We start from the raw sequence: 19,054 nt of genomic DNA on the forward strand, positions 1-19,054 counted from the left end.
CTTAAAAGTCCCCACTACTTAATACCCTGTTATACTCGTTCTTTCAGAAGTTGCCTAGAAGGATTAAGTCTAATTTTGGACAAAATCCGTAAATCTCCCCATGTGAACGCTAGATGATCGCGAATACACTACCACCCAAATTGAGGCATTTTATCGTTTCCAGCTAACAGATAACATCAGCATTACACCAGGAATAATTCATATCTTGGAGCCTGGTCACACACCAGATAGTGACTCAGTTACTATCGGCATTCTGCGGAGTACTTTTAGTTTTTAATTCTGTTTGCACATAATTATAAAACTTAAGTATTGACCCAATAATTATTAATTATGTTTACAGGCGCTTATATCCAATTGGGCGCAACAAACAATGAAAATCTCTTTTCCAATCCCTCATGTCTGATTTTCAAAAGATATAAAAAAAAGTTTGGCTCACCGCCAAACCTCTATATAAATCCAATGCATAACACAATACGCTTGGGTTAGTGATATTTTGCCCCCGAAGATCCCCGACTTCGTAAAACTAGTCGGGGATCTGCGGGTTGCAATTCTCACAAATCAAATAGGATTGCTATATATGATAGTTTGGTTGTAATATAATGCCAAAATGCCAAATAATTAGCAATAAAAAAGACGGGCGTTAGCCCGTCCTCTGTATAATAAGTAAAAACATCTTGGTAATTTCTGCAATATATCAAAAGACTCTAATCACAATCTGCCAAATTGCCAAATACTTACCAATAAAACACGAATATTAGTTTCTCTGTAATTTGATATTTTTATCAGCTATAAATTTTACTATCAGCACAAATTAATAGTTACTTAAAAGGTCTAGTTATGAATTGCAGCAAAAAAATATAGTTTTATATTGTCGTTAATTAATATTGCATAAGATGTGCCACTTTGGGACATCAAAAAAGCCTGTGTAAGCGTAGCCCATCGTAGACATCGCACCATGAATTGGATATACTTACGGTTTCTCTATATTGAAAAATATTTTTACAATACTAGTGAATTATTTTGCCATTTGCCAAGCTCCAGCAAATACTGATTATGATACAACTTTTGTAGATAATACTAGAGAAAAAATTACTGGCGACAAAGTTGATCATGAACCTAAGTATAGTTGATGATAAATTGCAGATAGAATTTACCTTTAAAGAGCAACTGCTAGCTGTTCGCTTGAATAAACTTTGGCAAATATCACTAGCTCATATTAAACAAGTTACAACAGCCGAACCCGAAAGTAATTGGCGAGAATTGCGTCCCCCTGGTAGCTTTAGACCTTGAGCGTCATTACGAATTAGGAATTATTTTAATCAGCATTCCCAGTCTGAGACTGGGAACGAGGCAATCTCTCAAAGGTTTGTCTAGTCAGCCTTCTACTTTATTTGCTGTTCTCTGTATTAACCACCAGCGACAGCGGGGACAATACTTACTTCATCGCCATCTTTCAGGGGTGTATTTATCCCTTCTAAATGACGGATATCTTCGCTATCGACGTAAAAATTTACAAACCGACGTAGCTTGCCTTCTTCATCGCACAACCGGGATTTAATACCAGGAAAGCTTTGTTCTAAGGAGTCCAACAATTCAGCAATGGTGCTACCGCTAGATTCTAGACTAGCTTGATTATTAGTCAAATTCTGAAGAGTAGTAGGAACTAAAACTGTTACAGCCATACAAGTACAAAGTTAAAAGTGAAGAGTGAGGAATATAGTTAAGAGTTAGGAGTTATGAATAAAAAAACTTATAACTCCTAAATCCTAACTAAACGAGGACTTGTTGCCATTCCAAGCGATCCAGAGTACGCGATCGCTCTAGGGCCCGTTCAAAACTATCGAGTTTGGCATCAATAGTCAAGGGTTCGCCAACGTAGCCTTGTAATGCTTCTTGGGTTTTCAAACCATTGCCAGTGATGTAAAGCACGGTAGTTTCATCTGGATCAATTTTGCCAGCTTCTACTAGTTTTTTCAGCACAGCCACGGTTGTTCCACCAGCAGTTTCTGTGAAGATGCCTTCGGTTTCTGCCAGCAGCTTGATGCCATCAATAATTTCTGCATCATTGACTGATTCAATGTTACCACCAGTTTTCTGGGCTAACTCCACAGCATAAATGCCATCTGCTGGATTGCCGATCGCCAGCGACTTAGCAATTGTATTCGGTTTCACTGGCTTAATAAAGTCGCGTCCTTCTTTAAAGGCTTGGGCGATGGGTGAACAACCTTCAGCTTGAGCGCCACTGAAACGAACATTCTTACCTTCTACCAAACCAACTTCTACAAATTCTTGGAACCCTTTATAAATTTTTGTAAATAGTGAACCAGAAGCTAGGGGAGCAACAACATGGTCAGGTAGTTTCCAACCCAGTTGTTCTGCAACTTCAAAGCCTAGCGTCTTGGAACCTTCAGAGTAATAAGGGCGCAGATTAATATTGACAAAACCCCAGCCATGTGTATTAGCAACTTCCGAACAGAGACGATTTACTTGATCGTAGTTGCCTTTGACGGCCATCAGGGTGGGACTGTAGATCAGGCTACCCAGAATTTTCCCGGCTTCTAAATCTGCGGGGATGAACACACAGCAGTCTAAACCGGCGTGAGCTGCGATCGCAGCTGTAGAATTTGCTAAATTACCAGTGCTAGCGCAAGAAACAGTAGTAAAACCCAACTCCCGCGCTCTGGAGAGGGCAACTGACACCACCCGATCCTTAAAACTAAGGGTGGGCATATTTACGGCATCATTTTTTATATAAAGCTTATTTAGACCCAGGCGACGGGCAAGACGGTGGGAACGAACCAAGGGAGTCATACCCGTTCCCACATCTATAACATTGTCAGTTGCGACAGGCAAAAAGGGACGATAGCGCCAAATTGAATTGGGCCCGGCTTGAATTGTTTCACGAGTGACAGTTAGACGTAGGGCGCTGTAGTCATACTTGACTTCTAACGGTCCAAAACATAACTCACAAACATTACTGGCTTTGAGTTCATATTCTGCACCACATTCCTTACACTTCAAGGCTTGAAAGTAGGCAGTGCTGGTTTGAGTTTGGGTTTGGGTTTTGATTGCCTGAGTCATAAACTAGCTTTCCCTGTTTGTCTGTCGCCTGATAGTAACACGAGCAAAAATACCAGTCAAACATACCCGACAATTTTTGTCGGGTATGTTTGGTATTGAAAGGAATGATTATTGTAAAACTTTGATATCAGTAATGGCTTACTTTACTTAGTATTTACACTTCTGTTTTCCATCTTATAAAAACTCAGTTTTAACACTGAGAAGCAATATGATTAAATTGCACTGTAACTATGATGAATTTGCATTTATTTCAATCACTATCCCATTTAAGTGATCTGAGTCACTTAGTTAAGCTTCTATTTTTATCTTTTATTTAAATGACTCCACAAGCTAGTATGCATATATAACAGTAAAAACTCAAAAGCCTTTACATATATAAGTTGTAGTATTTTTAGCGTCTGATTAAATCACTAAAATTGTGATGTGTATTACCAAAATAAAGTTAATTTTTCAGCTTTGATGCACTCATTCACAACTATAGAAGTTACTTATTTATACGGAGGACTTTATTAGCTGTAAAAGTTACATTTCTACTTACATAGACAATTTACAGAAAGTTACTTCTATTTGTGGTTGCCAGCCTTGATAATCAATGGTAAGCGTGAAACAAGTAGGCAATAAATTTTCTGCATATTGCCTCAATTTAATTTTTCAGGAGTGTCAATAAGTTAACTCCTCAAATACGCACTCCCCGAAACATTAAGGTTTTGGGCAGGTCTAGTCGGTAATTCTTTAAGAAATTGCCGAACTTTATCCTGTCTCAAAACCCAAGATACAAGTTCAGCAAATAAATAAACTACTTCTATGGTAAACCGAAAGAAATCTCTCAACAAGCAGCGTCAGCGTTATCAATCTCTAGTAGCAACAGCATTATTAACTAGTAGCCTTTTCCAATTTATTGCACCTGTACTAGCTGACGGTACAGCTGGTGGTCAATCTATCAGCAACACGGCAACAGCGACCTACGAAGATCCTAACGCGCCAGGGACAACTATAAATGCTACCTCTAATACTGTAACTGTAACTGTGGCAGAAGTTGCTGGTATCACCGTTACTGCGTCGGGTGTTACAGATAACAATGGTGGCTCTGTTGCAGTTGGTGATTTACTAACCTACACCTACACCTTAACGAACGTAGGTAACGACCCCACCAAATTCCATATTCCCAACCAAGCAACAACAACCGGACCTGGTACAGTTTCTGGTCAACTTCCTCCTCCTACGGGGAGTACTACTGCGCCACCTAGTGGCACATTGCAATATAGTACCGATGGTGGTGCGACTTGGATAAACGTAACAGCAGGTGGTGTAGATACACCCTCAATTCCGGTTAGCGGTACTGTGTTGGTGCGTGTGCCAGTGACTGTACAGACAGGCGCTCAATCGAATGATGTAATCAAAGTTACCCTTGGTAACACTCCTGGTGATGCCCAAAACCAACTACGGAGTCCCGATGGTGGTGACGTTTATACTGTAGATAACGCTGATGGCACACCTGGTGGGGAAGTTGCTGGCGCACCAATTAACGGTACACGAGAAGCTAGTATTACCCAGCAAATTCAAGTGGGCAACACTGTTAAAACCGTTGCTCTAGCCACAATACTCAAAACTCGGACAGCCTACAATCCTGGTAATGCTTCCGTACTCAATGATGATGTGCTGACTTATGGTTTAAGCTTGCGAGTTGAGAGCAATGACGTAACTAATCGGGGGCTAACACCCGCAGCTTTAGCTGGTACAAGTATCAGTGTAGATGGTAGTACAGTTACTCGCATCTTATTTTCTGATGCACTTCCAGCATCCACAACTCTTAATGGGACTCCAACCGCTCCTCCAGGGTGGATAGTGGTTTACGCTGGCGAAGATCCTGCAACTACAACTGCTGATCAGGCTCTGTGGAAAACTAACCCAGCTCAAGTAACAGGCGGTGTAGTTAGACGGGTTGGTTTTATTAACAATCCTAGCTCTATCTCTACAGTTGCCACTGGGACAACCGTTACAGGCTTTACAGTACAAGTAACGACCACTGGAATCACAGGAACGACAGCGACAAATGTTAACAACATCGCTCAAGTGTTCGGTAAAACTGCTGGTGATCCAGCTAGCCCCCTACTCTTCGACGATTCAGGTGACCAAAACCCAGATAACATCAACCCCACTACTGGAGCCTTTCCTACTACAGTAGACCCTGGCTATTATGCCACTACTCCTGCCAATACTGACACAGGCAATAACAACCAAGGTACTCCTTCTGCTACTGGGAATGTCAACGTCTATACCATTTCAACCGCCACAGCGAACTCAGTTTTAAATGGGCCGAATGGTGCACCTGATGCTACTGGCCCATCGGGTTTAACCAACGATGACTTCACTAACAAATCTGCCTTTGTTCCTCCTAACACAGCTCCTGGTAGTACACTTGACCCGCAATCAGTTGGCTTCACTAACACAATTAAGAACAACGGTACTGCGCCTAACGATATTACAATAGTGCCAACCGCACCAGCAACTGCTACAGATTTGCCAACTGGTACAAAGGTGACTGTTAGCTATAACAATCAATCTGCTGTTTATACCTACAATAGTGGTACTGGTATTTTTACTATAGCAGCCGGTACACCAATTAAAGTCTCTGGTGTTGCTGCTGGTGCCAGTGTTAATTATGGTGTAGAAATTGACCTACCAGCTGGTACGAAACTATCGACTGATATCGGTAAGGGCTTCCCAGTACCGATTACTGCTTTTATTGACAGTAATAATAATGGTGTAGTTGATGGTGCTGAAGTCTATAACATCTCCATCGATCGCGTCTACACTGGCTTCTTACAACTGGTGAAAGTGTCACGAGTTTTACAAGGAACTGGGCCAGCAGTTGGTGCAGGTCAAGATAATTTTGAGTCTACACCAGCTTACACAAATCCTGTTACCAGCACTGTTATTGATCCGAATCCAGGAATTGCTGATGTACCCAGAAATCCGGCTCCAGGCAACATTATTGAGTACCAGATTCGGTACAAAAATATTTCTGATGCTCAAGCTGGAACTGGTAATGTGATTTTGAATGCTAACAAAGTTGTGATTAGTGAAGATGGTACACAAAACCCCAACAACTGGGCGCTAGACAACGATAGTAATACTCAAATTGATACTAGCAACATTGTTGGTTCAGCTAAGGATTCTGGGGCTTCAACTATTCAATTCTTCAATGGTAATCCAGCTACTACCTCTGGCATCGACCAAACTGGAACCACAGTTAACACTGATATCACCAAGTATGTAGATACTGCCACCGGACAGGTTGCACCAGGTATTCAAAGAACATTTACCTTCCAACGCAAGGTTAACTAGGTAGTTTAATCTCACCCCTCTTTGTTTGTAAAGAGAGGTGTAATAGCTCCTATGTGTTTGTAGTTGGTGATTTAGGGCTGAAGGGCTAACTACAAACTGATTATTCCCTAGCCAAAACAGGGAAAGATAAATCAACTATCAACATTGTGAAAGTGTTTTTGAGGTTATTTATATGAAGCGTCTTTCTTTTGCAGGTTTAGGAGCCTTCGCACTCATTGCTACAGTTCCATTTGTCAGTCAAGTGCCGGGAGTAGCTTCTCTATGGCATTCTACAAGTGCGTACGCTGAAGGCGTTGGCGGAGCCATCGCTCAAAATGTCAAAACTCAAGGGCAAATACAATTGCGCTTAGAGGCTGAGAAGCAAGTGGTAGCACAGGATCAACAAGGTAAGCAAAGCAAGACATGGCAACCTTTGAAAGGTCAAGTTGTGGTGCGACCAGGAGATGTGTTGCGATATACCTTGATTGGTGAAAATAAGAGCGATCGCCCAGTGAAGAATTTGATTCTCAATCAACCTATTCCTAAAGGAATGGTATACGTACTTCAATCAACCAATGTTACTAACAATGCCAAAGTTATTTACAGCATTGATGGCGGACGCAGCTTTGTAGAAAATCCTACTGTTAAAGTTACTTTTCCTGACGGCAAAGTCGAAACCAAACCAGCACCAGCGAATCTTTATACCCATATCCGTTTGCAAGTGCCATTAGTTGCAGGAAAGACAACAGTCAAAGCGACTTATCAAACCCAAGTGCGTTGATTTAATAAGATACAAAAACTCCTCAATTTAGTAATTCGTAATCTAAATTTTAAATTATGAATTACTAATTCTTTGGTGTGGAAAATACCGTTTAACAGTTATGAGTCTTTTCCAAAAGCTAATTGCTTTTATTAATAAAATTGGCATCCCAGAGGAAATGTATTCAGTGAGCCGTCCTCAAAAACAAAAGCAAATTACTTCTAACAATATCTGGTGTCAAAGGTTAACAGCAACCGTTATTTTGGTAAGTTTTTTGCATACTACTATATCTATACCAGCCAGAGCACAAACGACTAACAATCTGGCTGCGTCTTTGCCAATAACTAATCAAGCTACTTATACTTATACAGATTCTGCTAGTAATTATGAATATCAAGGAAGTTCTAATCAGCTTAAGGTTAACTCTAATCCATTAATTGACCCCTTAGGGCGAATATTAGGTTGTGGTGGCGCTATTTTACCTGACTATACAGGTTTTTCAGTTGGCGTATACGAACTTAACCCTAGTGACCCAACGGGAACAGAATTGGGCAGCTTGCTTGCTTTGACTCGAACAGAGTTACCGGATATTTCTAATAACAATGTTCCTGGCGGTAAACCGCCAAATACCGAGAATAGTAATCCATATTTCATTACAAATAACCCTGCGGGTTTCTACAATTTTCTACTTGACCCGAATAAAGGTCAAACTGATCCAGGTAAAGCCTATATTTTTGTAGTCAATCCACCGCCAAATTCTATCTACAAACAACGGCGCATCAAGATTGAAATTGTTGCAAAAAATAATAATAATGTCGTGCAATACATCGCTACTTCTCTGGATGGACAACCAATCAGTCTCACAGGTGAAACCAGGCTAGAGGAAACAGTTGTCTTAGTTCCCAACGCAGAAACAGTGGGATTGGACTTATTAGCCTTTGAATTTACTGTAAATATGTGTCAAGCCAACCAGTTGCAGATTATCAAAACAGGCGATCGCGCTGCTGCTGAACCTGGAGATACAGTAATCTACCGTCTCTCAGTAAAAAATCTAGCTGATGCTGGTTTGAATAATATAGTTATCACCGACAACTTACCTTTAGGATTCCAGTTCTTGCCTAAATCTGTGCGGGGAGAGTTGGATGGTCAAGCAATCACTCTCACCTCAGAACGCAATGGAAACACGGTGACATTCCGCACAGACGTAACAATTCCTACAGAAAAAATCCTGAATATTGCTTATGCGGCTCAACTAACAGCCGATGCTCTGCGTGGTAATGGTCGCAACAGTGCGATCGTTAATGCCCAACGGGCTGATAACCGTTTTAGCACCAAGGATGGCCCTGCAACACACCAGTTAAAAATTCGTTCAGGAATCGTTTCTGACTGTGGCACTATTATCGGTCGCGTGTTTATTGATAAAAATTTTGATGGTGAACAACAACCTGGTGAGCCTGGAGTCCCCAATGCAGTGATTTTTCTGGAGGACGGAAACCGCATCACCACAGATCCCAATGGTTTGTTTTCCTTAGCCAATGCCTTACCAGGAAACCATACGGGTGTACTAGACCTTATTAGTGTACCCGGTTACACCCTAGCTCCGAACGAAAAATTCCGCGAACGAAATAGCCAATCTCGTCTAGTACGTTTAGAGCCTGGTGGTTTGGTACGTATGAACTTTGCAGTTACCCCCGCCTTCCAGGAGCCAGTCAAGAAATGAAGCCCAGACTGCACCATGCAACTATATTTCACCTGAAGATGATCGGGGTAATGCCAGTAGCTCTCAGCCTCGTTTTGTATCCTGCTATAGTCAAAGCGGAACCTGCAAGTGAAAATCTCTTTTTCCCCGATTCGCCTTCGCAAGCAGACAAGGGTGCTGAAGATCCTCACTTTTCAGGGAATCTGGAAAACCTCTCCCCTAAGAGGGGAGAGGCTTTGAATTCTTCCCCTTCCCTACAAGGGAAGGGAGCTAGGGGGTTAGGTTTCGCTTTGGTTTTTCCAGATCATGTGAAAAGTCAGGTCGAAGATCAAGCGAATTGGAATAAAGTTGCTGAAAAAAGTACGGATTCAAATTCTCCCCATATTTTGGGAAGTTCAGACAAGCAACTTTCACCCCTCGAACTTCTCTCAACTTCTTCAGCACCAGTTACTGATACTTCAATTCCAGATGTTCAGCCAAGTGAAACAGAAATTCAACCATTTCAACCAGCAACTTCTATTGATTTACCCAGAGGCTTACGCAAAATAGCCGGAATCAAGAACGACGGGCGCAGAGACACTAAGACACAGTTTCAAGCTTCTCCAACAGAAATACAACCATTTCAACCAGCAACTTCTATTGATTTGCCTAGAGGCTTACGCAAAATAGCAGGAGTAGCTGAGGATGCAAAGGCGCAAGGACGCGGGGACACGGAGATACAGGGACAAGGAAAAAATCTTCCTGTGTCTCCCACTCCACCCATCTCCACAGCAATTAAAATTCTGACTCCAACGCCTGACACCGTAGTAGATGTACCAGCTACTACAGTGATTGTGCAATTTCCCGTTGGTAGTCAAGTGGAATTGCGGGTGAATGGCGCGTTGGTAGACCCCTCCTTAGTTGGACGGACAGAAACTGATACCACTGCTAACTTGGTAACGCAGACATGGTATGGTGTCTCCTTAAAAGAAGGTAATAACACCATCTCTGCACAAGTAATCGGAGGAACAGAACCTGCTGTAACGCTGCAAGTCGCAGTCCGGGGAGCGCCACAGCAACTAACCTTAGAAACTGTTGAGTCTCGGATTCCAGCAGATGGACGTTCTACGGCTACAATCCGGGGTCAACTGATCGATGAAAGTGGCAATCGCTCTAACCGTGATGCTGTTGTCACTTTGATACCCACTGCTGGGGAGTTTATTGGCAAAGATTTCAAACCCGATGAACCCGGATTTCAAGTAGAGGCGAAAGCGGGGCAATTTACAGCGATTTTGCGATCGCAACTGAATGCCCAAACTGTCAGAATTCGTGCGATCGCTAATGATTTAGAAGCCTTTACCCAACTGCAATTTGAAACTGCACTACGTCCAAGTTTGGTTAGTGGAGTAATAGATTTACGTTTGGGCGCTAGAGGTACAAATTATTACGGCAGTTTCCGTGATTTCCTCCCACCTGATAAAGACAACAGAACGCAATTAGATTTTCATTCAGCGATATTTGCCACTGGTGCGATCGGGGAATGGTTGTTTACAGGTGCATACAACAGTTCTCGTAACCTCAATGAAGATTGCGACTGCGATAATCGCCTGTTTAAAACTTACCAATTCAGCGAGCAAAATTATCCTGTCTACGGCGATAGCTCCAAAGTTGATGCCACCGCTCCTTCTATAGACAGCTTCTTTCTACGTTTTGAGCGTTCAACTCGTATCCCCGGATCTGATCCTGATTATGCCATGTGGGGTGACTACAACACAGAAGAATTTGCGCGGCGATCGCAGCAATTTACTTCTATCACCCGTCAACTCCACGGCTTTAAAGCTAACTACAACTTAGGGAACTTACAAATTACAGGTTTGTATGGCAACCACTTAGAAGGGTTTCAACGGGATACTATTCCTCCTGATGGCACTAGTGGCTATTACTTTCTCTCTCGCAGACTACTACAACCAGGTAGTGAAAATGTCTTTATCGAGTTAGAAGAACTCAATCGTCCTGGGACTGTACTAGAACGCAAGCAGCTTAACCGAGGCCCAGACTACGAAATCGACTATGATCGCGGTACATTATTATTCCGCGAACCCATTCTACGCACCGATATTGATCAAACTGGACAAGTCTTGGTACGCCGGATTGTTGTTACCTACCAATATGATAGCCAAGATTCTGACAGCAATATCTATGCTGGCCGTCTGCAATATAACCTTTCCCGCAAACTTAATCAGGAAAGTTGGATCGGTGCAACTTACGTCCAAGAAAATCAGGGGGTGCGTGACTTTCAACTCTACGGCGCAGATGCACTGATTGCTTTGGGTAATCAAGGTAAATTAATCGCAGAATATGCCCATTCCAGTAATGATTCTGATGTGGTGGGAAAAGTCAGGGGTGATGCGTATCGGTTGGAAGCTGAGGGACAAATTGCCAATGGGATTCTAGGTCGTGCCTATTATCGCTTTGCTGATACGGGTTTTGCGAATAATGCCACTATCAGCTTTGTCCCAGGACAAACCCGTTATGGAGCGCAGGTTACAGCTAAACTCACCTCAAGCACCAACGTCAGGGCGCAATATGACCACGAAGACAACTTTGGGATTGCTCCCCAACCCTTAGACACCTTTGAAGAACTGTTTGCACCCCGTTCTGAGGCCATACCTGGGAGCAATGTTGATAATTCACTGACGACGATTTCCGCTGGGATTCAACAACGCTTGGGTAGCGCTACCCTTGATGTGGATTGGATTCATCGTCATCGGGAAGACCGCATCCCCGATAGCGCCCTGAGTGGTGATTCTAATCAATTGCGATCGCGTTTTTCAGTTCCCATCGCTAAGAATCTGACTTTCCAAGCCCAAAATGAACTGAGTCTATCTTCCCAAAAAGATACTGTTTACCCAGACCGTACCATCTTAGGGTTGAATTGGGCAGCAATTCCTGGTGTCAATATCAGTCTGGCCCAACAGTTTTACACTGGCGGTCAATATTCGGGTAATTCCATTACCAGCTTGAGTGTCAACGGTGAACACAAACTCGGATCAGATACTACCTTGACTGGTCGTTACTCAATTTTGGGTGGTGCTAACGAAATGACTACCCAAGGGGCGATTGGTCTAAATAATCGCTGGACTATTGCTTCGGGATTGCGGCTGAACGTTGCTTACGAACACGTTTTTGGCAACTTCTTCGGACGGACTGCGGCGGGTCAACAATATGCTCAACCCTTCGCTTTTGGTCAATCAGCATCTGCGATCGGATTTGATGGTGGCGATAGTTATAGTGTGGGGCTGGAATACTCTGATAATCCGCAGTTTCAAGCCAGCGCTCGTTACGAACATCGCTCCTCTTCTGGTGGTGGTAATACAGTAATTACCGCAGGTGTTACGGGTAAAATTTCTCCGGCGATCACAGCTTTGGTACGTTATCAACAAGCTGGTTCTTCCAATCAAAAACTTTCAGGATTGGGAGATACAGCTAACCTGAAGCTAGGTTTAGCCTACCGCAACCCCAATAGCGATAAATTTAATGCTTTATTGCGTTATGAATATCGCCAAAATCCATCAACTATTCCTGACACCATCCTCTTAGGGAGTGGTACGGGTTCTCAAGACCATACTTTTGCCTTAGAAGCTATTTATGCTCCTAACTGGCAATGGGAATTTTATGGCAAATATGCCTTGCGTAACAGTACTTCTTACATAGCCAGCGATTTAGCTGGTACGAGTACAGTAAATCTGGCACAATTCCGGGCAACCTATCGTTTGGGATATAGCTGGGATTTGGTGGGTGAGGCTCGTGTAATTAGTCAGTCTAGCTACAGCGAAACAGGGTTTGTCATAGAAACAGGCTACTACCTCACGCCTAACCTGCGCGTTTCGGCTGGATATGTGTTTGGTAAAGTTGATGATCGGGATTTCTCAGGAACACGTTCCGCAGGTGGGGCGTATTTAGGTATAAGCGTCAAGCTCAACGAATTATTTGATGGCTTTGGACAGCAAAAACCTGTGCCACGTCAGCAAAAGCAGCCAAATCAAACAGAAGCGCAGGTGAAAAAAGATGGAGCAATTTAAATTTATTAATTATTACTTTTAGAATGACATCTTTATTTAGGTATTTAAAAGCGATCGCCACACTAAATCTGAATGCAGATGGTAGATTATCTACGACTTTGGGCAAGCTAAAGACTGAAGATTTGTTTGAGGTTAATCAGCCCTCATTGATGATTAGGGTTAGGGTAATCAGCATCTTTTAAAGGTTATTTTATGGTGATTTACTAATGAAGAATTTATGGCAAAATTTTAATATTTTTGGCTGGGGGCTGCTCAGTGCGACATTAGTACTTCAACCTACGTCAGCCCAAGCTCAATATATCCAGCGATCGTTCTTAAATCCTAGTTTTGAGCAACCTGTTTTTGGTTCTCCCGGTCAACAATGTTACGTTCAAGTGGATAAAAATCTTATCCCTGGTTGGGAAACAACTCATACTCCAGTAAAAGGAACAGGCAACTGTTCAGGTTTTATACAAACAACATCCAATCTCATCGAAATTTGGACTTCAGGATTTATTGGTGTTAATACAGCAACCAATGCAGGAAATCAATTTGCTGAGTTAAATGCTGAACAAGCTTCTCAGTTATATCAGAATATATGCCTAATTAAAAATGAGACGATCACATTCTCTCTTTTACACCGTGGGCGTTCTAGTGCAACTGTTGCTGATGTGGCCAATTTTTTAATTGGACTAAATACCGATTCAACAAAAACTATTTTTGGCACATTTTCAACAACTAGCAATGGAACAGTTACGGCACAACCAGTAGCACAGAATGGTGCAACTATTCCTCCTGTAAGTAACAATAATGCAGCAAATGGCTGGGTACGATACACTGGCACAGTGCCTTACACTGGTGCTTCTGGTAATCAACCTGTAGGGTTTGCGGCCGTTTCTACGGCAGGTGGGAACAATACTGTAGGTAACTTTCTTGATGATGTGCAATTTGCTGGTAAACCTGTGCTTGAGTTTACAGCGAGTTCAGGTGGTGCAGCAGAATCGGAAACTAACCCTACAACTAACCCCCCCAAACTCAGAATCGTTGGTTTAGTGCCAACTGGAGGGATCTCTGTTCCAATTTCTGTTTCTGGTACAGCAGTCAGAGGTACAGACTACGATACAACATCACACGCATCCACCTTTAATATCACTATTCCTGCGGGTAACTACGACGGTAGTGATGCCACTAGTGTCTTTACCATTCCCTTTACTGTCATTAATAACAATATTCCTCAAGGTATGAGGACAATCGTATTTACCATACAATCTTCAACCAGTTTTTTCGCCAGTTCAACAACAACTTGTGGTAGTTCCCCAACGATTGCTTCCAATTATACTATATATGATGATGATTTCCTCAGTGGCAAGGTTTGGAATGATGCCGACAATAGCGCTAACGGGACTTTTACTAATATTAATACTGGCTCCGAAACCGGCACTAATGCAAGTGGGTTGTTAAATGCTATTCTTGTAGATTCTAACAATAAAGTATTAAAAACAACAACTGTCGCAGCAGACGGTACTTACACTTTTCTCGATGTTCCCCTGAATCAAAGCAACGTTGAAATTCTCTTAAGTACAACTGCTGGCACAGTAGGTAATACTGCCCCTACAGCATCGCTCCCTCCTAACTGGGTCAATACTAGCCCACTAACAACAGCTGCTTTTAATACTGGCACAAACATCTCTAGTAAAGATTTTGGGATCGAGCAACTTCCGGATACGACTAACTTAAATCCAGCGTCTCAAACCAATCCGGGCGGGACGGCAACGGTTCAAGTGGCAACCTTAGCGGGAACTGACCCCGAAGATGGCGCATTGGGCAGTGGTAATAAATTCAAAATTGTCACCTTACCGACTAATGGGACGCTGACTTACAATAACGTAGCGGTGACTGCGGGGCAGGTTATTAGTAGCTATAACCCAACGTTATTAAAGCTTGACCCTCAAGATGGAGCGATTACCGTCAGCTTTACCTACGCCGCGATCGATGCCGCAGGCAAAGAAGATCCCACGCCTGCAACAGTGAGTATGCCCTTTACCGCAGCAGCTGTAACCCTGTCCGGTACAGTTTTCGATGATATTGATGGTAGCAAGCTGCTGAATGGTACAGAAACTGGAACCAATGCAGGTGGAATAAACGCAGTGCTGGTTGATAGCACAAATAAAGTGGTTGCAACTACGGCTGTAGCGGCGAATGGTACTTACACTTTCAATAATGTGCCAGCCAATGCGAACTACACCGTGCAAATCACTACGGCAACGGCAACTGTTGGTGCAATACCGCCTGCGATCGCACTCCCCTCTGGTTGGGTCAGCACTGGAGAGAACCTGAGTGGGGTAGTCGATGGTACAGTGGATAGCAAAGTCAGTGTCAGCATCACTACTACCAATGTCACTGGTGTAAACTTTGGGATTGAACAACTGCCAGATACAATCAGTCTCAGTCCCGCTTCTCAAACCAATCCCGGTGGCACAGCGAAGGTGCAGGTGCCAACCTTGGCGGGAACTGACCCAGAAGATGGGACATTGGGCAGTGGTAAGACGTTCAAGATTGTCACCTTGCCGACCAATGGCACGCTGACCTATAATGGCATCGCTGTTACCACAGGGCAGACAATTTCTAACTATAACCCTGCGTTATTGCAGCTTGACCCCAATGATGGAGCGATTACCGTCAGCTTTACCTATGCGGCTGTGGATACAGCGGGGCAAGTTGATCCCACGCCTGCGACGGTGAGTATGCCCTTTACCGCAGGAACTGTCACTCTCGCTACAATACCTAATGTCTTGCTTGTGAAACGGATTACAGCTATTAATGGCGGCACTACCACATTTGGGGGGGATTCTTTGGGCAGTTATATTGATGCCCCAACTAATCCCTACGATGATAATAACATCACCATTCCAACCCAACCCACACCAACAGACCCGCCCCAGGACACTGACAATTGGCCATCCTTAAATAGCTTCATGCTCGGTGGCATCAATGGCGGTTATGTCAAGCCAGGTGATCAAATAGAATACACTATCTATTTCCTCTCCGCAGGTAAGGCAACAGCAAATAATGTTTTAATTTGCGATCGCGTTCCTAATAATGTCACTTTCCTACCAACTGCATTCAATAATTTCGCAACCAAAAACACAAGTGGTCTTGCAAGTGGCGATCGAGGTATCATTTGGCAAAACAATGGTGTAACTGAATCCTTAACTAATACCAAAGATGGGGATACAGCAGAATATTTATCCCCAGGCGTTGACCCCACGAATAATTATCCTAGTATCAAATGTGATGGTAGTAATACTAACGGTGTGGTGGTTGTGAATTTGGGAAATGTGCCAAATGCAACTGCACCAGGTACACCAATTAATTCCTACGGGTTTATCCGTTTCCGGGTTAAGGTGAAATAGGTATCTGGTGATAAAGAATGTAAAGATGTAGCAGTGCTACGTTTCTACAAGGGTTCTGGATGATGCATATTTAATTTCACCAGATGTCTAATTCTTAGACAGGCATGGCTTGTCTGACTTCAATTGGTTCACCCGTCAAGCTAAAAGGGCGAACTTCGGTAATTTTTACCTTCACTAACTGCCCTTTCAATTCTTTGATGTCGCCACTGAAGAATGTCAGACGATTACCGCCAGTGCGTCCCATGACTTGGGTTTGATCTTTGGGGTTTTGGTCTTCTACTAATACGGATTCAATGCGTCCGAAGTAACGTTGCGATCGCTCTGCTACTTTCAAATTTACTAAATGATTCAGGCGTTGGAGGCGATCGCTTTTAATTTCTTCACTCAGTTGAGTGTCCCACAAACCAGCTGGTGTCCCTGGACGCGGTGAATATGCTGCTGTATTCAACATGTCAAAGCCAATATCTTCCACCAGTTTCAGGGTATTTTCAAACTGTGCTTCTGTTTCCCCAGGAAAACCGACAATCGCATCAGCACTAATCGAAGCATCTGGCATATACTGCCGAATCGTATCGATGATGCGGCGATATTTCTCATGGGTATAACCCCGCGCCATCGCCTTTAAAAGTTCATTATCCCCAGATTGAAAGGGAATATGGAAATGTTTGCAGACTTTAGGCAATTCAGCACAAGCCTTAATTAATCTCTCTGTAAAATAACGGGGATGGCTAGTAGCAAATCTTAACCTTTCAATCCCCGGCACATCATGCACGTAATAAAGTAAATCTGTGAAGTTGTGCAGATGCCGACCTTCTGCTGTTGTTCCTGGCAAATCTCTGCCGTAAGCGTCAATATTTTGACCGAGTAGAGTAACTTCTTTGTAACCTTGGCGTCCTAATTCTTCCATCTCAGCCCGGATAGCTGACGGTGTACGAGATTGTTCCACACCGCGCACATTGGGAACCACACAGTAGGTGCAGCGTTCGTTACAGCCGTAAATTACATTTACCCAAGCTGTCACTTTACTATCCCGTCGCGGCTGGGTGATATCTTCAATAATATGAACCGACTCGGTTGCCACAACTTGGTTGCCTTCAAAGACTGACTCCAGCAAATCTTTGAGGCGGTTGGCGTGTTGTGGCCCCATTACCAAGTCTAATTCTGGGACTCGCCGCAACAGCGCTTCACCTTCTTGCTGGGCAACGCAACCAGCAACAATTAGAGTTAAATCAGGCTGCTCATGTTTGCGCTTCGCCTGTCTGCCGAGGTAGGAGTATACTTTTTGCTCGGCATTATCCCTTATTGTGCAGGTATTGTAGAGAATCACATCTGCATTATTCGGGTCTTCTGACCATTCAAAGCCCATGTCTTCCAAAACGCCAGCCATGCGCTCTGAGTCAGCTTTATTCATCTGACAACCGAAGGTAGTAATGTGGTAGTGGCGTTTAGAGGAGGTCATGGGCAATTATGCTTAATCAGCGTAATGTATATAAGGTTTATTTTTATTCTATGTGCGTTACGTTGTCACTAACGCACCTTACGAAAACAAAATCTTGGAGTTATTAGTAACTTTTTACTTTCTACTAGAACGGAGGCAAATTATTCGGGTCAATACCCTGAGATTGCAAATAAGCAATCAGTTGTTCTTTTTGCTGACGTTCTTGTTCAGCGCGTTGACGTTCTTGTTCAGCACGTTGATGTTCTTGTTCAGCGCGTTGATGTTCTTGTTCAGCGCGTTGACGTTCTTGTTCAATTTGTTCCACAGCCCAAGGTAACAAATTACCAGCTTCATTCCACCAGCGCAACCAATAACCAGTTCGAGCTTCTTTTGTTCCTTGCCAAGTTCCCAAAAATAAGCCCATTGTCTCAACCCAATGACGACCATTTTCGTCAGGTTGCTTTAACTCATAGCGTCTATTTTCTAGTTGATAAAATTCTAATAAACCGCTATCTGGTTCAAAAATCGCGTAGATGGGAACTTGCAAAATTTGCTCGTAGAAAAACCATTTTCCTGGTGGATAAGTTCGCTTTACCGAATATTCCCCACCCTCAGTGTCGGATAGGAATTCTATAACAATCGCCGGGATATCACCTTTTAAATTGGGTGTATAACTTTTCCGATTACTTACAACTTCATTAACCGACGGCACATAAACCCAGTCAGGTGCTTTCGCAATAAATTGCCCGTTGACAGTCGCACAAAGACCAAAATTTGAGGCTATTAACATCTGGGGTTGAATGAATCCACTGATTTCTAGACTTTCACGCAAAGCACCAGCCAAAATTGGCTGACCCGTATTCTCCACTGGTTCATCCTCTAGTTGAAAGTCGTCGGGCAACGCTTCCCAAGATATTACCAGTTCTGTTGGTGATTTGGCTTTGCTGAGTTGGGTTGCCATAAACACAGCATGAATGTAAGTTTATTTTTTATTTTATCGTTTCCAGCATAGGGATGGGGGAGTATCCCAATTTTGCCAAAATACTTATCTTTAGATGATTTTGAAGAGATTGTATACACATCTTTGCTAATTGCTAAGTACAGTTTTGCATAAAATCGTAGCTTTTTTAAATGCAAAGAGACGCATTGGCATTGTAGAGAAAGACATTGGCATTGTAGGGGGATGCATTGGCATTGTAGAGAGAAGCATTGGCATTGTAGAGAGATAAATTGGAATTGAAGATAGAAGAATTGGAATTGAATATATATTTATATGAATTGTATATTATTTAATTT

Annotated in this window: 11 protein-coding genes and 1 pseudogene; 8 read left to right on the forward strand and 4 right to left on the reverse strand. The window is 42.9% G+C overall.

From position 1 onward, the window contains the following. Positions 1–127: 127 nt before the first annotated feature. A pseudogene (locus tag Q0541_RS23765) lies at positions 128–277 on the forward strand (carbohydrate porin); the annotation flags it as partial. An 833-nt stretch (positions 278–1,110) separates the two neighbouring features. Continuing rightward, positions 1,111–1,290: a hypothetical protein gene (locus Q0541_RS23770; protein ID WP_298916385.1), complete on the forward strand. Its 180-nt coding sequence runs from the start codon at positions 1,111–1,113 to the stop codon at positions 1,288–1,290. 116 nt (positions 1,291–1,406) lie between these two features. On the opposite strand, the gene Q0541_RS23775 is transcribed toward Q0541_RS23770, so the two are convergent. Both Q0541_RS23775 and thrC read right to left on the reverse strand, forming a co-directional pair. Beyond that, a complete protein-coding gene (locus tag Q0541_RS23775; RefSeq protein WP_298916355.1) occupies positions 1,407–1,682 on the reverse strand; it encodes a ubiquitin-like small modifier protein 1 in 276 nt (91 codons plus the stop codon). 88 nt (positions 1,683–1,770) lie between these two features. Beyond that, on the reverse strand, positions 1,771–3,081 hold the full coding sequence (thrC, locus tag Q0541_RS23780) for a threonine synthase (protein ID WP_298916358.1): 1,311 nt from the start codon (positions 3,079–3,081) through the stop codon (positions 1,771–1,773). 804 nt (positions 3,082–3,885) lie between these two features. Here thrC and Q0541_RS23785 point away from each other — a divergent pair. From Q0541_RS23785 to Q0541_RS23810, 6 genes are all read left to right on the forward strand, one after another. After that, positions 3,886–6,429 carry a hypothetical protein gene (locus tag Q0541_RS23785; protein WP_298916361.1) on the forward strand — a complete coding sequence of 848 codons (2,544 nt, stop codon included), beginning with the start codon at positions 3,886–3,888 and terminating at the stop codon, positions 6,427–6,429. Positions 6,430–6,601: 172 nt separating this feature from the next. Beyond that, the gene (locus Q0541_RS23790) at positions 6,602–7,189 is read left to right on the forward strand and encodes a hypothetical protein (protein ID WP_298916364.1); all 588 of its coding nucleotides are present in this window, start codon (positions 6,602–6,604) and stop codon (positions 7,187–7,189) included. Between the two features lie 157 nt (positions 7,190–7,346). Further along, a complete protein-coding gene (locus tag Q0541_RS23795) occupies positions 7,347–8,888 on the forward strand; it encodes a hypothetical protein (protein ID WP_298916382.1) in 1,542 nt (513 codons plus the stop codon). Further along, positions 8,885–12,928: a TonB-dependent receptor gene (locus tag Q0541_RS23800; protein ID WP_298916367.1), complete on the forward strand. Its 4,044-nt coding sequence runs from the start codon at positions 8,885–8,887 to the stop codon at positions 12,926–12,928. The genes Q0541_RS23795 and Q0541_RS23800 overlap by 4 nt, the downstream gene beginning before the upstream one ends. A 23-nt stretch (positions 12,929–12,951) precedes the next feature. Continuing rightward, complete coding sequence (locus Q0541_RS23805; protein ID WP_298916370.1) at positions 12,952–13,110, forward strand: hypothetical protein; 159 nt, start codon at positions 12,952–12,954, stop codon at positions 13,108–13,110. A 24-nt stretch (positions 13,111–13,134) separates the two neighbouring features. Further along, on the forward strand, positions 13,135–16,320 hold the full coding sequence (locus Q0541_RS23810; protein WP_298916374.1) for a hypothetical protein: 3,186 nt from the start codon (positions 13,135–13,137) through the stop codon (positions 16,318–16,320). A 94-nt stretch (positions 16,321–16,414) separates the two neighbouring features. Here Q0541_RS23810 and miaB read toward each other — a convergent pair whose 3' ends face one another. Together miaB and Q0541_RS23820 are read right to left on the reverse strand one after the other, a co-directional pair. Further along, positions 16,415–17,779 carry a tRNA (N6-isopentenyl adenosine(37)-C2)-methylthiotransferase MiaB gene (gene miaB / locus Q0541_RS23815; RefSeq protein ID WP_298916377.1) on the reverse strand — a complete coding sequence of 455 codons (1,365 nt, stop codon included), beginning with the start codon at positions 17,777–17,779 and terminating at the stop codon, positions 16,415–16,417. 124 nt (positions 17,780–17,903) lie between these two features. Then, on the reverse strand, positions 17,904–18,719 hold the full coding sequence (locus Q0541_RS23820) for a Uma2 family endonuclease (RefSeq protein ID WP_298916380.1): 816 nt from the start codon (positions 18,717–18,719) through the stop codon (positions 17,904–17,906). Positions 18,720–19,054 lie beyond the last annotated feature (335 nt).

Source organism: uncultured Nostoc sp. (genome assembly GCF_937863485.1).
In the GTDB taxonomy this organism is placed as follows: Bacteria; Cyanobacteriota; Cyanobacteriia; order Cyanobacteriales; family Nostocaceae; genus Nostoc.

Bases quoted from the DNA above. Each gene is read 5' to 3' on its own strand.
- Q0541_RS23770 (WP_298916385.1), top strand. From the start codon at position 1,111: ATGAACCTAAGTATAGTTGATGATAAATTGCAGATAGAATTTACCTTT.
- Q0541_RS23775 (WP_298916355.1), bottom strand. From the start codon at position 1,682: ATGGCTGTAACAGTTTTAGTTCCTACTACTCTTCAGAATTTGACTAAT.
- thrC (WP_298916358.1), bottom strand. From the start codon at position 3,081: ATGACTCAGGCAATCAAAACCCAAACCCAAACTCAAACCAGCACTGCC.
- Q0541_RS23785 (WP_298916361.1), top strand. From the start codon at position 3,886: ATGGTAAACCGAAAGAAATCTCTCAACAAGCAGCGTCAGCGTTATCAA.
- Q0541_RS23790 (WP_298916364.1), top strand. From the start codon at position 6,602: ATGAAGCGTCTTTCTTTTGCAGGTTTAGGAGCCTTCGCACTCATTGCT.
- Q0541_RS23795 (WP_298916382.1), top strand. From the start codon at position 7,347: ATGTATTCAGTGAGCCGTCCTCAAAAACAAAAGCAAATTACTTCTAAC.
- Q0541_RS23800 (WP_298916367.1), top strand. From the start codon at position 8,885: ATGAAGCCCAGACTGCACCATGCAACTATATTTCACCTGAAGATGATC.
- Q0541_RS23805 (WP_298916370.1), top strand. From the start codon at position 12,952: ATGACATCTTTATTTAGGTATTTAAAAGCGATCGCCACACTAAATCTG.
- Q0541_RS23810 (WP_298916374.1), top strand. From the start codon at position 13,135: ATGAAGAATTTATGGCAAAATTTTAATATTTTTGGCTGGGGGCTGCTC.
- miaB (WP_298916377.1), bottom strand. From the start codon at position 17,779: ATGACCTCCTCTAAACGCCACTACCACATTACTACCTTCGGTTGTCAG.
- Q0541_RS23820 (WP_298916380.1), bottom strand. From the start codon at position 18,719: ATGGCAACCCAACTCAGCAAAGCCAAATCACCAACAGAACTGGTAATA.